The sequence below is a fragment of the Bradyrhizobium sp. 604_D8_N2_3 genome, from assembly GCF_051810765.1.
GTDB lineage: Bacteria > Pseudomonadota > Alphaproteobacteria > Rhizobiales > Xanthobacteraceae > Bradyrhizobium > Bradyrhizobium barranii.
Genome location: NZ_JBPWPM010000001.1, coordinates 7,041,929 through 7,057,170, shown reverse-complemented (window position 1 = coordinate 7,057,170; position 15,242 = coordinate 7,041,929). Strand labels below are relative to the sequence as shown.

Below are 15,242 nucleotides of genomic sequence, written 5' to 3'. Positions count from 1 at the left end.
CGCCCAGAATGGACGCCAGTGCAACTCAGATCGATCGTCGCCTGTCACACCACTCAACGCTCGGTCTACTCGCCCCGCGCGCTGATTTCCCTTTCCGCCTCAAGCCAAAAATCAAAGTCCTTCCCAGCGGGGCGCCCAGCCTGCTCCCACAGCTCATAGGCGCGCGCCGTGATCTGGCGCCGCTGGGAAGATGGGAATAGCTTCTGCCTCAGCTGATCTGCGAAACGTCTAAGCCTGCTCGCGGTGCTCTCGTCAGCGGTGCAGGCCGCTACGCGGGTAGCCAGTGCGATCTGGTGCTCCAGTTTTTTCCGGTCGTCCATGGTCGCCGCCTCCTTCCTCCTCTCGAGGGAGACGACTCCGGGGCCGCGCAATGGTTTCGAACGCAATCGCCCCGGGCCTAAATTGCGAGGGCTGCCGATCCCGCGTGATATCGTGCGTTCACTTCTGCACACAACATGCCTGGCAAGCCGCTGAAGACCTCGTCCTGGACTTGCGTCGGAAGATCAGGCAAGTCCTAAAGCACTTCCAGCATTAGGAGTTCCCGTGTCGCGGCCAAGGAGGGCATACCGGCAAGCGGCGCTTTCAATGTCGGTCGCTTTGCTCCTTGCAGCCAACGCCATGGCGCAGGAGGACAAGAAGACCGACGACGACAAGCCCGCCGATCCCGACACGGGCGAGAGCACGGTGGAGGAGAAAACGCTCGGTCTTCTACCCAATCCGCTGCAGAGGTACGGCGTGAAATTCGCGGCGACCTACATCGGCGAGGTACTCGGCAACGCTTCCGGAGGATTAAAGCAAGGCACGATCTACGAAGGCCGCCTGAACCTTGCCGTCGATGTCGATCTGCAGAAGCTTGTCGGGATCACAAGCTCACCTTTCATGCCAACATGTTCCAAATCCATGGCGACGGGCTGTCGCGCAGTAATCTGCAAAATTTGTTCGTCGTCAGCGGAATTGAGGCTCTGCCATCGACGCGGCTGTACGAAGCCTATTTCGAGAAGCAGTGGGGCGCGAAGAAGGTCTCGCTCAAATTGGGTCAGTTCGCCGCCGACAGCGAATTCTTCAACACCAAGTACACGGATGTGCTCACCAACGCCTCGATGGGCTGGCCGGCCATCACGTCGCTCGACCTGCCCAGCGGCGGACCGTCGCCGCCTTTGGCCGCCCTGGGAGCCAGGCTGCTCGTCAACGTGACGGACCAGCTTTCCGTGCTTGGCGGAATCTTCGACGGTGCATGTCCCAGCCGTTCGGAAGCATTGAAGTCGAGAAAGGGACCGTGATTCACGCGGCCGGCGAAAACCCGACCGACGTTCAGGCGCGGTGGCTCGGCGTGACTCAAGAGATGGGAATCGACCCGGATACCATGGACGTGCATTTCATCAACGGTGTGGTGAAGATTTCGGAGAACGTCGCGAACATCGAAGCCGAGGTGGCAACGAAGAAACTGCAACCCACCCTGGTCATCGTCGACACGGTCGCCGCGTATTTCGAGGGCGACGACGACAACGACAACGTCCAAATGGGCAACTATGCGCGATTGCTGCGGTCCATGACGAACCTGCCTGGCGGGCCGTGCGTGCTCGCCCTGGCGCATCCGACAAAGCGCGCGGCCGATGACGACCTGATCCCAAAGGGCGGCGGGGCGTTTCTAAATGAGGTTGACGGCAACGTTGCCTTGCGTCGGAACGGCCAAGTGATCGCCTTCGAAGCCCTCGGCAAGTTCCGCGGCCCGTCGTTCGAGCCGGTCCATTTCGAATTAGTGACCGTACAGCACCCTAAGCTCAGGGACACCAAGGGGCGCGCCATCCCGACCGTCGTTGCGCGGCCGGTCTCGGATTTCGGCATTGTGGAGCGTGAGCGGGCGAACGAGCGTGACGAGGACACGTTGCTGCGCGCTATCGATCAGCACCCCGCAAAAGCCGCCGCGACGTGGCGAAGCTGCTCGGAATGAGCGACAGCCGCGTGTACCGGATCGCGCGGAAGCTGGAGCAGCAAAAGCTGATCCGCGCGGAGCGTAATGGCTGGACATTGACCGGTGCCGGCGAGCGGGAGCTTAACGCCATGGATTCGCGTGGTTCAGGGGTGAACCAACCACCGCTGCCGCCAGCGCGATTTCCAGGTGCAAATTGAGCGAACCAAGGGGGGAACCAAAACCGAACCAACAGAGGCTAAAACCCCTTAGATATCAAGCTGGTTCACCTGAACCACTCCGTGAACCACGGACGATACGATGGGGGGCATTTATGCCCATCATCGTCTGGTTCGGTTCAGTCATATCCCTATAGGTGAACCAGTGAACCAACGAACGTTTGTCAATGTGCAACTGAACTGGAGTGCAAGGTCACTCGTAGTGCTATATAGACGGCTCTACCGAATGGGGAATGGTGATGGCAGGGCCGAATTCCTCTACTCAGCAGACCGCTCCAGTAACCGCTGGCGATATTGAGCTCGCAAAGCTCAAGGTCGAACAGACGAAGGCTAGATGGACAGGTCTATCAGTTATCGTGCCGCTACTCAGCGCGATTGTTACAGTTGGAGTGGGGGTTTATACGAACTACCAAACAAATAAAGCCAGTTTTCAGCTTGAGGTCGCTAAGTCAATTATGCAGGCGCCCGGTCCTGAAGAGGCAACTAACCGGGCAAAATTCTTTGCTGCGATTTTTCCCGGACGGCTTCCCGCGAATTTCTTGGCGACCGATGTCGATGCCAAGAAGCTGGGGATCGGTGACTCCGAAGGGGACGACAAGAGATATTTTCTCAAAACTATGATCGAGAAAGATATTGATCTTCGCACGCTGGTGGCGTCGTGGAAGGCACTGTTTCCTAAGGACAACGATTTCCTTAACCGTCCCGAGGTCGCAGAAGTATTGTCGCAGATCCCTTCAAAGCCGGGGAAGTGACGAGACTGATGTAACCGTGCCCATTGCGCCCACTACGCCCAGCGGTACGGCGTCGTCGGTGGACGGTTGTGCTCAACGCAAGCCGAAGAATGACAGAATGATGCCAATTACGACGACAAGTCCGACCAAGTAGATAATACCGTTCATGGCGTTGTCTCCCTGTGTTGTGAGAGTTCAAATCGAAACGTTGCCTATTGTTCCCACGGCGAGCGCGAGCATCAATCCGCGCCACATTTCCCGCGCTGTCGCGGCGCTCGGACGGCGCTATAGCGGATTGCATGTCTTCTCGCGCCCAGTGTGCAAACCAAGGAGGAGAGGGCTCAAGGCTAGCGAGCCCAACGAGCAGATGCAGCGCGATGCGGACAAAGGGATCAAGACCCGCAACTCCGGAGCGTCCGGTTACGTGGCGATCAAGAGAAGCCGGGCGCTTCTGCGCATTCTCCCGGCCAACCGGGAAGGGAGCAGACCACCGGTTCGGGTAGCCAGACCGGGACACCGAAATAGAGGCGTTCTCATGAGGCCGCCCACTGAGTGGCCTTTATCCACAGCGCCCTCCAACGGCTTCTCCTTCCACTGCGCTCGAGCTTCCCACTCGATGCGCGCCTTGCCATCTACGGTCATGTAAGTGGTCCGAAAGGCCACTAGTCAGGTGCTCTGCGGACGTTTGAATATTGCGATGCGAAACTTCCAATGTCGCCCCGTGCGCCTAATTGGAGCCTCCCGGGCTTCAGGCGTGTTCATCGACAGACAACCCACAGGAGTTGCCGATGAACAGAATGCTTATGTCACTCGGGACAGCAACCTTGATGGCAATCTCAATTGGCAGCGCATCTGCGAAAGATAAGCAAAGCGAAACGTTTCTTAAGAAGGCAATCGAGGGCAATTTCGCTGAAGTGAGCATGGGAGAGCTGGCGTAGCAGAACGGTCAAAGCGACGCCGTCAAATCGTTTGGCAGAATGCTCTCTACAGACCACGCTGCCGCCAATCAGAAGGCATTAAATGCTGCCCAAGCACTGGGAATGAACTCACCAGGCGGACCGAATGCGAAGCAAAAAGCTGACCATGACAAGATGTCAAAAATGACCGGCGCAGGTTTCGATAAGATGTTCGCTACCCACATGGTCGCAGACCACCAGAAGGATATCGCCGAGTACAAGAAGGCATCAAAAAGTAAGGATGCTTCTGGAGAATATGCTTCCGGCCAGATAGATACGTTGCAAAAGCACCTGGGCACCGCAAAATCGTTGAAAGCCGGTAATTAATCGGACGCCGGAATTGCGTCGACGTGGGAGCGGCAAGACAAATAATTTGCCAGAACGCCGCAATTTCGGGCAGGACCAGCAGGTCATAATTCGAAGCACGCAGACCCTTCTTGTCGTCAAGGACGGGGCGGGCTCACGTTTATCAATTCAGTCAACGGTTCGTGCGAGCAGGCAAATTCCGTATGCCGCGATAATCAACAAACTCATCAGAAAATCTCCAACCCCGGCTCGTCGCAAGATCAGTGACTCTCAGGGGTCACGACCTGGCTCGTTCTCCACATCGAGAAAACGGGAGTGTAAAGTCATTTCATTCTGAGACCCGGCAAGCAAAACGCGAACGAGGTGGCGCGTTCCGCTAGATCCGCGAACAACGCCATGTCGGCCGGCCATTTCTGGGACCCGCCGCTGCGTTCACGATGATCCGTTACTTCACGAGATCATCAAATCGTCAACGCACGTAGTGTTGCGCGACGGAATTACGTTAGACGATCGTTTGGAGACAAATTGACCAAAGAGGATTTCAGCAGACAAAATCGGTCAGCTCAATCAAGCTTAAGCGTCAGCTCGCAACGGCGACCGAGCAGGAAGCATCAAGAGCATCAGCGAGTCGAGCGGCGGTTTGGGGGTCAAGGCGGAACAGCTTTATAGCCTTTGCGACACGGGTCGTAGGCGGCCTCATTGCTAAACTTAGGCCTTAGGCTCGTCCGGAAAATCGAAGCTGAGAAAAGTGAGGGCGACCGCTCCGACGATCAAGAGCACGACGCACAGCGCCGCGATTCCGTAGGGCCACACTTAGGTCTCCGTTGGAAAGAACGAAGCCGGCGCGCCGAGTATGATGGCACGCCGGCGTCGCCATGCTGAATCCGGACAGGGCAACTCGTCCGGTGACGACAGCGTAATCGGGCAACCGACGAGCGCAATCGAAGGCTGAAATTAAGCTTGAGCGGTAGGGTAAATGAGGGAGGAACTGCCCGACAAGCGAAGGCGTGTGCCAGAGGAAGAAGCCGATGACCTGTTCGACTAACTTTCATGTCAAGACGCGAGGATCGGACTAAATTACAAACGTCGTGCCAAGATTGAGGACCATCTTTACCATCCACTGGCCCTTGATCGTAAAGGTCATGGAGCTCGGGTTTGGTATCTCGAAATTAAAAAAGACGCTTCCGCTCTTATTAAACGCCGCGCCCGACAACGCATCAGGAAAAAATGACACGTTTTGCGTGACGTCACCTCGGTGGCCCTTGACGTCCTTCAATGACCATGGACCGCTGATGTTGCGCATAAGTTGCGAATCTAATTGGAAGTCCGTGTCCGAAACACCGCTTCCAGAGATTGGTCCGGAGCAACCTAAAAGTGCTGCGATATTAGCTACTCTACTGCCAATCTTAAACGATATCGATGCGGTGCCCGACGACGTGCGTACCCTCAGCACGTGCGCAGCAATAAACCAGTCGTCCGCCTTTGTGTCTGCTGCCACGGCCGCCTCCCGCTGTAACTGAAACCTCTCGCCAGCGACTGGAGATTAACCGTCCTGATGTCATACCCATGTGAAGAGGTTCACACGACGTAAAACGACATCCTCGGCTCGCGTACTTCCGGCGCATGAGCGCGGTTGCGACCAGCCTTTCTTTTGTCGAGATTCAGGCACTAGTTTTGGTTTTTCAAAGAATGGAGAAGCTAAGTGGCTATGGGGACGGTAAAGTGGTTCAACCCGACGAAGGGCTACGGGTTCATTCAACCTGACAACGGCGGCAAAGATGTGTTTGTCCATATCTCGGCAGTCGAGAAGGCTGGTTTCACCTCACTCGCAGAGGGAGCCAAGGTTAGTTTCGACGTCGTGAACAATCGCGGAAAGGACTCGGCGGAAAATCTGCGCGCCGGATGAGCCTGCCAAACCGCGACGCGACGGTTCCAAGTTAGCCGCTTGGGTCTATCGTCGAATATCCTCTGATTTCCTCGTCGACCATCCCGCGTTGGTTCGCTGGGTGAGTCGAATGATGAGCGAGGAGGAGGCGGATCGCTATCGAGTCGAAGCCGAGGAATGCCGCCGCATAGCCGAAAGGGCAATTAAACAGCCAGACAAGGAAGCCTGGTTAAGGCTTGCAGCTGATTGGATGAAGCTGGCCGAAGGCGCCAGCTTGGGCGATGAGCGTAAGAAGTGAGGCTTGTTGGTCAGCGCGTCTGTTTGCCAAGCATTCGTCAATGCGAAAAGGCCGCAGCGGCGAACCACTGCGGCCAGCCGGGTTAAAAATAAGACGTGAAATATTGAGTCCAGCCCCGGCGAGATAAAGCGTACAGCGCGGGTGCCTGGGCGCAATGTCGTCGATGTTACACTGTGGGACAATTAAATGCGTCAGCTCCGCTGACTGAGGTGGGACTCGCCGGGGCTGGCGAAGGCGAGCCCTCAACCCCAAGGCCGCGAAAGCTAAAAGCTCCGGCTGCCTTGACGGACGCAGTAGTCTGCACCTGATCGGCGCAGATGCGAGCGTTAAAACAATATCGAAATTTGGCGGCTCCCTCAACGAAGCCAGCGTCAATTTACCGCTGATGCCCCAGGCCGATACCCAACACGATCGCCTTCTGACGTAGCGCGCCCTCGGTTCGCTTGGTCATCTTGGCGATTTTGACGACCGGCGTGCGAGCCTTGGAGTGCGCCTTCAATTCTTTGATATTTTCCTTCGTCCACTCGCGGCGAACCAGCTTTTTCTTCTTGGCCAAAACGGCGCTCCTTCGATGTTGAAGGCGCGGTCTATCAACATGGCGCAATATACGCAACAAACGCTCTGCGCACTTACGGAGATTTAATGGCCGACAACGAACAGCTAGTTCTATCTATTTCGGCTGACACGCGGGAAAATGCAGAACCAGCAAGACAATCGAAACGGCGACTGAGGCGGTAGACGCCAAGACCACGACATCGAAGACCTTGCCGCTCGTTCTGCTCGGCACTTTGCGCCAGTGCATGGCAGTCTTCTCGCTCAGATTTTCGGCGCAGCACCAGCCCGGTCAAAGACCGGCACTTTTTCTTCGTCGTCAGGTGCTGCAGCAGATGGCGTATCTTCTGCCGCGTGCCGCAACGTTTCGGTTTGAGCGTCCAGGCCATCGACAGTTTCATTCGCCTGACTGCCGGAGTCGTGCGGTTTCGTCGGAACTTGGCCAGCGCCGGAACCAGTAACGGGATCCATTGTGCTCGACCCACGTGGCGTCCGATTTTTCTGTGTCATCGGAACCTCCCTGACGAGTCAATTTTTCGCTCGCTGCAGGTTCCAGCCAGCAGAGTCCGCTAGCAATCGCGGCTATGCCGACGCCGCCGGTTGAAGATCTACTGGCCGCGGGATGGCAAATTGGCGCGGATCGCGATGCGCGCAACGCGGAGGTGGATCTACTGCACATGATGGAAGTCCAGCAGCGCCGCCCAGCCAGCGATGGCCGGCATTACATAGGCGGCCATCGGTGCTGACGACGGTGACCGCGGATGGCGTGACGCAGCGCGCGGTGCATCGTTGGCGGGAGGATCGGGCGGGGAAGTCGGTGAGGCCGCAAGGAGAGGCGCGGAGGAGGGCGGCGTGAGGTGGATGACGCGAGCCCGTTTGCTAGCGCCGCTGTCGCACGGACCCTGTCGTTTTTGACAGGTGCGGACCTCCCGAGATGGGCGCATAATCGGGGGCTAAAGGACGGAGGACCGCGGCTATGCGTCGTTACTATTTCCTAATCTTCCACAACGGCGAGGCGCAGACGGACCAGGTTGGCGAGCTATTTGGCTCTGCTGAGCTAGGGTACGGTCGTAGTCGTGGTTGACGCCACCGGCACCGAGATCGCGCGGCAAGAGCTGATCGAGGCGTACATTGAGTTGGAGGCAAGATTCTGCCCGAGCCGGTAGAAGATTGGGCGGCTTGGCGGCGGCAGTTGAGGGGCGCGCGGAAACGGTGGAGGAGGGGCTTCGAGAAGTTCGCCTAGTTGACGAGCAAACTTCCAGACGGAAAGTTTGCTCCAAAGGATACCTGCCAGGGTTCGCGGAACGCTAGAGCGCTTCCTTTGGTGTTACGGCTCCACGCCACGCGAACGCATGCTGCGCCAGTAGTCGCGGATTGCTGCTTCAAACCAACCCTCGGCCTCGTACCGGGGATCACTACGTGATCGAAATGCCAAATAGTGATCGTAGTGCCTACTTTCGAGCCATGTCTTGAAAGCGCCAAAGGTTGGGTAGTGACCGGGCTTTTGACGATAGTTTGTTTCGTGCATCCACTCTAACGCAAGATGCCTGATCATTTGCTCGGCGTCGGCTTTTTTGTGCATAACGTAGTGCTCATTTCGCATTGTTTATGCCACGAGGGTTCTGACTTTCTCTTTCCATCCAACCGAATGCACGATGCGCGCCTTTTGGAGCGACGCATCTAAAATCTGCTTTTTTGATAGCCGAGAAGCCGTTTCCCAATCGCGTCCGAATACGTAAATCGCATTGTCACGCCGGATGCTTTCGAGCACGACCAACTCGTGAGACTTGAATTCATAAGCAATGTAATCGCTGAAGCCATTCACTCCGACGTATATTGTGGTGGGCCCAAGTGAAACTAGCGTCTCTTGCCTATCTTGAATGACCGCAGCGACGCTGTCCGATGCCTTGCGCAAGGCAAAGGTGAGGTGTGTCTTCATTCGGCCCCATGGATACTCGCCTGGTGGCAAAAATTTCCAATTGATCTGCTGGACGTGCGGAGGGGTGAGGGATTTTAGATCGCTTGCGGTTACTTCGCAGAGATACCTGAACCGCGCTCACCTCGAAGACCCGACGGGCGGATGCCCCTCGGCGGCGTTACTCCCCGAAATCGCCCGACAGGCCCGGTCCACCAGGAAAGACTACGAGAAAGGGTTGCGAAGCTACGTTGCGAGATTGGCCGCACTGCTTCCTGACGCAGATGCATCAGCGAGCCGCCGCCGTGCGACCGCCATCTTCGGCCTCATGGTGGGCACCCTTCAGTTCGCGCGGGCAGTGCCCAACGCTGCGCAGGCGGAGCAGATCCTGGAGGGCGGCGTTGAGGCCGCCTTGCGCTTGGCACGAGTTCCTTAGGAAGCCGGGAGAGGCTCAGCCTGGAGATCGTTATCCGCAAAAATCCGAGGTCAGCTTCTGGCCCCTTTGAGACATGCCGACGGCTACCGAGAATGTCTGCTTCTCGGGGGATTGTGTTGCAAAACTCGTTTCTAACTTGGGCAAGCTTGGCTTTTGAGTTTCGGCGTTTCTTTTGGTACGGGGTGCCGGCGGTTTCCATTTTACTTGTGGATTTCAGCACGCGACTGTCAGTTGTGGCGGGGGACGGCAGATTAGCTTGGCCACGGTCTGATCTCTATATTCCGCTCCCCCCCTCGGCGAACAAATTTTAGTTGTGTTCGTGTGTTCTTGCGACGCCGTATTGCGGTGTCACGCCGCTTTTGGCCCGGGGCTGAGCTGACTAGGCTTCAGAGCACCTTGAGGTAACTTTCCGGGAGATGAGCCGACAAAGCTAACGTCGGCCGCCGAGGGCGGCCATTGACCCAAAGCGGTCATGGCTGCTTGGTCCATCGATGCCCGCTTCTCAGGTCGGATCAAGTCATCAGAACCTTTTCCATACCCGCACGTCGGATGGCGGTCAGCTGCAGAAGTGTTGTCGGTCGTCAGCAGCAGCCTCTAAAGTGACCTTTCCCTATGGCATAGCGCGCTTGCTGACGTTCGCGAAAGAATTCCACATAGGTCATGATCGGCTGGTCGGGGTGCTTCTCTTGCCGGTGCGCAACATAGGTTTCATAATCGGGAACGCCGATCATGAGACGCGCAGTGCGCGTGCTCCAATAGCGGGCGGTTCGCATCGCGCTGGCGGACTGGTCGAACAAATTCTGCAGGTCAGGCATGGCTACCTCCCGCGGCTACACCAGCGAACTCTACTTCCATTGCGGTCGGCTGCGGATTGCCCAGTGCTCGCCAGATATTGATTAGACCGTAGATCACTGTCGCAACGACGACCAGCACGAATAAGGCTGCAAGCGTTGCATCGACGTAGTCGTTGAAGACGATCCGGCTCATCTCGCCAAGCGTTTTGGCCGGTGCCAGCAACTGACCTGCCGCGATCGCGTCGTCGTATTTGAGCGCGTGGCTGACGAACCCCACGTTCGGATTGGGGTTGAATACCTTTTCAAGCCCCGCGGTCGTCGTGCAGGCCACGAGCCACGCGGCGGGCACGATCGTCACCCACGCGAACCGCTCGCGCTTCATCTTGAACAGAACGACGGTGCACGTTGTCAACGCGATTGCCGCCAGCATCTGGTTGGCGGTGCCGAACAGAGGCCATAGCGTCCAGATGCCACCCAGTGGGTCGATCACGCCGACGTAAAGGAAATAGCCCCACAGCGCGCACGAAAGCGCCGAACCGATCAGGTTGTTGGTCCAAGATGCAGTTTCCTTGAACGCCGGGATAGCGTTGCCGACGAGATCCTGAATCATGAACCGGAGCACGCGCGTTCCGGCGTCGACCGTGGTGAGTATGAACAGGGCCTCGAAGAGGATCGCGAAGTGGTACCAGATGCCCATCAGGGCGCGGCCACCAAGGAACGACGACAGGATATGGGCCATGCCGACGGCAAGCGTTGGTGCGCCGCCGGTGCGCGACAGGATCGAGTTCTCTCCGACGTCCTTGGCCATTTGAGCAATCTCGTCCGGGGTCACCACGAATCCCCATGTCGAGATCACTTGCGCGGCTTGCTCAGCCGTGGTGCCGATTAGTCCTGCAGAGCTGTTCATCGCGAAATAGACGCCGGGATGGATGATGCTTGCGCCGATCATCGCCATGATCGCGACGAACGATTCCATCAACATTCCGCCGTAGCCGACGAGAGCGATCTGCTTTTCGTTCTCGATCATCTTCGGCGTCGTCCCTGACGCAATGAGAGCATGCCAACCGGAAACGGCGCCGCAGGCGATGGTAATGAACAGGAATGGGAACATGCCGCCGGCCCAAACCGGTCCGCTGCCGTCGGTGAATTTGGTGACGGCCGGCATCTGGAGATCGGGACGAACGATCATGATTCCGATAGCCAAAAGCGAGATGGTGCCGATCTTGAGGAATGTCGAAAGGTAATCGCGTGGCGCCAGAAGCAGCCAGATCGGCAACACGGATGCGACGAAACCGTATCCTATGATGATGAGCGCGAGCGTCTCTCCTTGCAGGTCGAAGTACACCGCAAGCTCGGGAGTCTCGGACACGGTCTTGCCATAGATCAGCGCTGCGAGAAGCAGCACACAGCCGACCAGTGACATCTCGCCGACCTTGCCCGGGCGGAAAAACCGGCCATAGACACCCATGAGAAGCGCGATCGGAATCGAGCAGAACACCGCGAAAGTTCCCCACGGACTGCCGATCAGTGCCTTGACGACAACGAGAGCGAGGACCGCAAGGACAATGACGCAGATCAGGAGAATGCCTACGCCTGCGATCGTGCCGGCCACTGGTCCCATCTCGGCACGCACGATGTCGCCGAGCGAGCGACCATCACGCCGCGTCGATAGAAACAGCACGGTCATGTCCTGGATCGCGCCTCCAAACACCGCGCCGGCGAGAATCCAGAGCACGCCCGGCATATAGCCCATTTGCGCGGCAAGCACCGGACCAACCAGTGGACCCGCGCCGGCGATCGCCGCGAAATGATGGCCGTAGAGCACGTACCGGTTGGTCGGAACGTAATCGAGACCGTCATTGTGGCGAACGGCAGGCGTCAGTCGCGTGCCATCGACCCCGAGCACCCGGTCCGCGACGAACAATCCATAAAACCGGTAGGCGATGAAATAGATGCAAATCGCGGCGACGACTAGCCACGCGGCGTTGACCGTTTCACCTCGATTGAGCGCCACGATCGCGAATGTCACGGCACCCAGAAGGGCGACCGCGATCCACAAGAGCTTCGTCTGGAGCCCATTGGAATTGTTGATGGCACTCATGGATGTCCTCCCGCACTGCAGGAAGCCCAACCAAACAAAATTCACCCTGGCGGGGACCTTGATCGAGGCAAGAGTGTATTGGCTGGGATCCTTCCTTTCCGTACACCAAGGTCAGGACTGGGTATTTCGCTAAGCTCAGAACTCACTATAGCTCCGCTTGACCCTATAATTCTAGGACTCGGTTTCTTCGCTGGGAAGGGTGGGATCGTGCGCAGAAGGTCTGTTGGCTGGGGTGACGAATGGGTGGTTGGCGCGTCACTGGCCGAGCGACAGCGATCCATACCGTTTTGGCTCTGCGCTTTATGATTACAATGCCCTGGTCCGCTTAGGCCGATCTGGGGAAGGGAGTCGGCCGAAGTCGGCTCCTGACCCATCTGCGACATCAGCGCGCATTTTTGCTGTAACGCACAATACCAGGACGGGACTTGGAGCATGTGCCGCATTCGGGGGCATCAAATTCCGCGAGGCATTTCTATTTCTTTTGGCCGGGCGCGAGGTTTGGCTGCCATACCGCCGCCTCGCCCTTTTGGCTTGGGGCGGGCGGCAATTGTCTTAGCCTTTTCTTCCTTAGGCTTCTTCTTCTCCCGATTGCTTCTTTGTTCGCCCCTGGCCATGTCAGCATCCTTCGGTTGACGACAGGATGCCATCTCCGGGCGACTTTGGGCTGGATATTGTTAGCGAGCAAAGGGCTGTGTCCGAAATTGGCCATCGAGTCATTTCGGGGCGATGCAGATTTGGTAGCTATCGGGGCATAGCGGACGATAACCGGACTTGCCACCAGCCCAATCCCGTCGCGAATGACCCTAAACGGAAATCGGGCGTCGCCTGATCGGATTCACAAAATCCCGCTCAATGTGGTTTGCGACAAGGTGCGTGGTTTGGTCCCTAAATCGCGCGGGCCGTTCGCCACATGGGGTCAGGCTGAAGAACCCGGTGTCGCCTTCGAAGGATGTGCAGAGGACTCAGTCGTTCAGAGATGAGCACGCGGCAATAGCCATCCCATGATCTTCTGATACGGATCGCGACGACTGCGGACGAATGCGTTCTCGTTCTGCTGAGCGGCGGTCCTGGCGAATTCAGAAATCCCCTCGATAGACTGCCGTTTATCCTTCGGAAGCTTCGCCCATTGGCGAATGATCTTCCGGCGGGCTTCGCGTTCCTTTTCCCTTACGTTAGGCATCGGGACGCTCCTTGAAGAGGATTATTCCGGTCGACCTAGTATTGTTTGGGCTCACTAGAACTTCAACGTCCAATCGAGAACTCTTGGCCCCTCTGACCGTGCAGCGCTATACACGGGAGCGAGTCTCACATTGGCTTTGTAGGCCCGCCGCCCTAGAATTGCGGCGATCGCGGACGAGCGAAATGCGGTACGTTTGCGACGCGCCGAAGGGTAAGGCCTGGTTCCGTATCGAGACGGAAGGTGAAGCGGCGCATGAGTCGCGCCTGATGGGCCACACAGTCGAGAAATATTTCCGCAATGAGTGGGAGAAGGCAGTCCAGTCCTGGCGTCCGGAGCGGCCGGACGCGATCGAGCGCGACATCGGCCTCGAGGCCTATGTACAGCGAGAGATGCCGGTTTTCCTCACGCTCCGCGACAGGGAGGGCAATGCCCTGGCTACAGCGATGCTGCCTCCGGGTGGCAAGGATCGCGGCGGGTTCCGGATCATCATCGTTGCCGCATCCAATGCCGATCCTTATCCTGAGCAGGACGCGGCCATCGCTGCGCTGGGAACGCATTTCGGCCTCACACTCGATCGCCACCGCTGCTTCCCTTACGGCCGTTAAGAAGCCCGACAAGTATCGCCGCTTGATTGGAGCGATGTCGGCTCATGATGCTGTGGACGGCTCCTCCACCGGCACGAGCGTACCAAGGAGTGGGCGCTGTTTAAGGCTCCCAAGATTCGGAGGAGCAACCTATGCAGTCAATTTCGACAATCGGTCTGGATATCGCGAAGTCGGTCTTTCAAATGCATGGCGTTGATGCGGCCGGCCAGGTGGTCATACGCCGTCAGCTGAGGCGCCAGCACGTCCTGGCGTGTTTCCAGAGGCTACAGCCATGCCTGGTGGGGATCGAGGCCGGCGCCTCGTCGCACCATTGGTCCCGCGAGTTGCAGGCGCTCGGCCATACGGTGCGGTTGATGCCGCCGGTCTATGTGAAGCCCTACGTCAAGCGGCAGAAGAACGACACCACCGACGCGGAGGCGATTTGCGAGGCAGTCACGAGGCCAAACATGCGGTTCGTGCCGACCAAGACATCTGAGCAGCAGAGTTGCCTGATGCTTCATCGTGCGCGTCATCTGTTCGTTCGCCAGCAGACCGCCGTCATCAATTCGATCCGCGCGTATCTTGCCGAGTTCGGGATCGTCGCCCCCGTCGGGCGCAAGGGTGTCGAGCAGCTGCTTGAGGTCGTCACCGATACAGCCGATCACCGGCTCCCAGAGGTCGCACGAATGTGCCTCACTGCGCTGGGCAGCCAATTGCGCTCGCTGAAGGCCCAGATACTGGAGTTCGATCGCCGCATCATCGCTTGGCATCGGTCAAATGTGACGAGCAAGCAACTTGACGCGATCCCCGGTGTCGGTCCGGCGCTGGCAACAGCTCTAGTCGCAAGCATTGCTGATCCCAAGGTTTTCCGATCGGGACGGGACTTCTCGGCCTGGGTCGGGCTCGTGCCGAAGCAGAACTCGAGGCGGGGGCAAGAACAAGCTTGGCAGTATCAGCAAACAAGGCGATCGCTATTTGCACAGCTTGTTTACAGCCGGCGCGCTCGCGGTCATCCGCTATCGGTCGATCCGGCGATCAGGACAACCCACTTGGGCCATGGCATCATCGAATGCGTGCTTTTGACCGGGACCTGATCCGCGGAGGGCATTATGGCCAGCGGTCGCGTGAACCGCGCTAACAGGCCGAACACATGGCTGCTCCGACCAATACTGCGACGTGAAGATTCTTCTTGCCAACCCGGAGCCGTCCACACATGGCCCATCGCTCCCGTTGACGCGGTGCGGTTGCGTGTCGGTTGATAGGGGCAGACCGGAAATATGCGGCTGAGAGCCAAACCGACGCGATTGACCCGATGCAGACATCGAACAAACGTCACTTGATCGCGTCGTAGGTGCC

The 15,242-nt window shown here is 57.9% G+C and carries 19 protein-coding genes and 1 pseudogene; 10 read left to right on the top strand and 10 right to left on the bottom strand.

The window, feature by feature from the left end; genetic code table 11:
- Positions 1-65: 65 nt before the first annotated feature.
- The gene (locus AB7245_RS33875) at positions 66-320 is read right to left on the bottom strand and encodes a DUF2934 domain-containing protein (RefSeq protein WP_354112632.1); all 255 of its coding nucleotides are present in this window, start codon (positions 318-320) and stop codon (positions 66-68) included.
- 567 nt (positions 321-887) lie between these two features.
- Between AB7245_RS33875 and AB7245_RS33870 the strand changes: the two genes are divergently transcribed.
- The 6 genes and pseudogenes from AB7245_RS33870 to AB7245_RS33845 form a co-directional block, all read left to right on the top strand.
- The gene (locus AB7245_RS33870; protein WP_354112633.1) at positions 888-1,280 is read left to right on the top strand and encodes a carbohydrate porin; all 393 of its coding nucleotides are present in this window, start codon (positions 888-890) and stop codon (positions 1,278-1,280) included.
- Complete coding sequence (locus AB7245_RS33865; RefSeq protein WP_354112634.1) at positions 1,235-1,951, top strand: AAA family ATPase; 717 nt, start codon at positions 1,235-1,237, stop codon at positions 1,949-1,951. The genes AB7245_RS33870 and AB7245_RS33865 overlap by 46 nt, the downstream gene beginning before the upstream one ends.
- Positions 1,948-2,130: a hypothetical protein gene (locus AB7245_RS33860; RefSeq protein WP_354112635.1), complete on the top strand. Its 183-nt coding sequence runs from the start codon at positions 1,948-1,950 to the stop codon at positions 2,128-2,130. Before AB7245_RS33865 ends, AB7245_RS33860 begins: the two co-directional genes overlap by 4 nt.
- 257 nt (positions 2,131-2,387) lie before the next feature.
- Positions 2,388-2,900 (top strand): hypothetical protein, encoded by a 513-nt coding sequence (locus tag AB7245_RS33855; protein WP_354112636.1) that lies wholly within the window; start codon positions 2,388-2,390, stop codon positions 2,898-2,900.
- 767 nt (positions 2,901-3,667) lie between these two features.
- Positions 3,668-3,817 (top strand): hypothetical protein, encoded by a 150-nt coding sequence (locus tag AB7245_RS33850; RefSeq protein WP_354112637.1) that lies wholly within the window; start codon positions 3,668-3,670, stop codon positions 3,815-3,817.
- A 12-nt stretch (positions 3,818-3,829) separates the two neighbouring features.
- Positions 3,830-4,162, top strand: a pseudogene (locus AB7245_RS33845) (DUF4142 domain-containing protein); the annotation flags it as partial.
- Positions 4,163-5,213: 1,051 nt separating this feature from the next.
- On the opposite strand, the gene AB7245_RS33840 reads toward AB7245_RS33845, so the two are convergent.
- Positions 5,214-5,639 carry a hypothetical protein gene (locus AB7245_RS33840; RefSeq protein ID WP_028154089.1) on the bottom strand — a complete coding sequence of 142 codons (426 nt, stop codon included), beginning with the start codon at positions 5,637-5,639 and terminating at the stop codon, positions 5,214-5,216.
- Between the two features lie 204 nt (positions 5,640-5,843).
- On the opposite strand from AB7245_RS33840, the gene AB7245_RS33835 reads away from it, so the two are divergent.
- Positions 5,844-6,047, top strand: a complete 204-nt coding sequence (locus AB7245_RS33835; RefSeq protein ID WP_354112638.1) for a cold-shock protein — start codon at positions 5,844-5,846, stop codon at positions 6,045-6,047.
- Positions 6,048-6,156: 109 nt separating this feature from the next.
- Positions 6,157-6,324 carry a hypothetical protein gene (locus AB7245_RS33830; RefSeq protein WP_247458048.1) on the top strand — a complete coding sequence of 56 codons (168 nt, stop codon included), beginning with the start codon at positions 6,157-6,159 and terminating at the stop codon, positions 6,322-6,324.
- A gap of 376 nt (positions 6,325-6,700) precedes the next feature.
- On the opposite strand, the gene AB7245_RS33825 is transcribed toward AB7245_RS33830, so the two are convergent.
- The 8 genes from AB7245_RS33825 to AB7245_RS33790 form a co-directional block, all read right to left on the bottom strand.
- Entirely contained in the window at positions 6,701-6,880 is a 180-nt protein-coding gene (locus AB7245_RS33825) for a hypothetical protein (RefSeq protein WP_038960078.1), read from the bottom strand.
- A gap of 260 nt (positions 6,881-7,140) precedes the next feature.
- The gene (locus AB7245_RS33820) at positions 7,141-7,386 is read right to left on the bottom strand and encodes a hypothetical protein (protein ID WP_439035444.1); all 246 of its coding nucleotides are present in this window, start codon (positions 7,384-7,386) and stop codon (positions 7,141-7,143) included.
- A gap of 817 nt (positions 7,387-8,203) precedes the next feature.
- Positions 8,204-8,458, bottom strand: a complete 255-nt coding sequence (locus AB7245_RS33815) for a hypothetical protein (RefSeq protein WP_439035443.1) — start codon at positions 8,456-8,458, stop codon at positions 8,204-8,206.
- Positions 8,459-8,482: 24 nt separating this feature from the next.
- Positions 8,483-8,815, bottom strand: a complete 333-nt coding sequence (locus AB7245_RS33810; protein ID WP_354112640.1) for a hypothetical protein — start codon at positions 8,813-8,815, stop codon at positions 8,483-8,485.
- Positions 8,816-9,808: 993 nt separating this feature from the next.
- Entirely contained in the window at positions 9,809-10,042 is a 234-nt protein-coding gene (locus AB7245_RS33805; protein ID WP_439035442.1) for a YbdD/YjiX family protein, read from the bottom strand.
- A complete protein-coding gene (locus AB7245_RS33800; protein WP_354112641.1) occupies positions 10,035-12,122 on the bottom strand; it encodes a carbon starvation CstA family protein in 2,088 nt (695 codons plus the stop codon). Before AB7245_RS33800 ends, AB7245_RS33805 begins: the two co-directional genes overlap by 8 nt.
- A 452-nt stretch (positions 12,123-12,574) precedes the next feature.
- Positions 12,575-12,736 (bottom strand): hypothetical protein, encoded by a 162-nt coding sequence (locus tag AB7245_RS33795; RefSeq protein WP_259258546.1) that lies wholly within the window; start codon positions 12,734-12,736, stop codon positions 12,575-12,577.
- 356 nt (positions 12,737-13,092) lie between these two features.
- Positions 13,093-13,302: a hypothetical protein gene (locus tag AB7245_RS33790; protein ID WP_247458042.1), complete on the bottom strand. Its 210-nt coding sequence runs from the start codon at positions 13,300-13,302 to the stop codon at positions 13,093-13,095.
- Between the two features lie 182 nt (positions 13,303-13,484).
- Between AB7245_RS33790 and AB7245_RS33785 the strand changes: the two genes are divergently transcribed.
- Both AB7245_RS33785 and AB7245_RS33780 read left to right on the top strand, forming a co-directional pair.
- Positions 13,485-13,907, top strand: coding sequence for a hypothetical protein (locus tag AB7245_RS33785; protein ID WP_354112642.1), 423 nt, complete (start codon positions 13,485-13,487; stop codon positions 13,905-13,907).
- 131 nt (positions 13,908-14,038) lie between these two features.
- On the top strand, positions 14,039-14,980 hold the full coding sequence (locus AB7245_RS33780; protein ID WP_439035441.1) for an IS110 family transposase: 942 nt from the start codon (positions 14,039-14,041) through the stop codon (positions 14,978-14,980).
- The last annotated feature ends 262 nt before the right edge of the window (positions 14,981-15,242 follow it).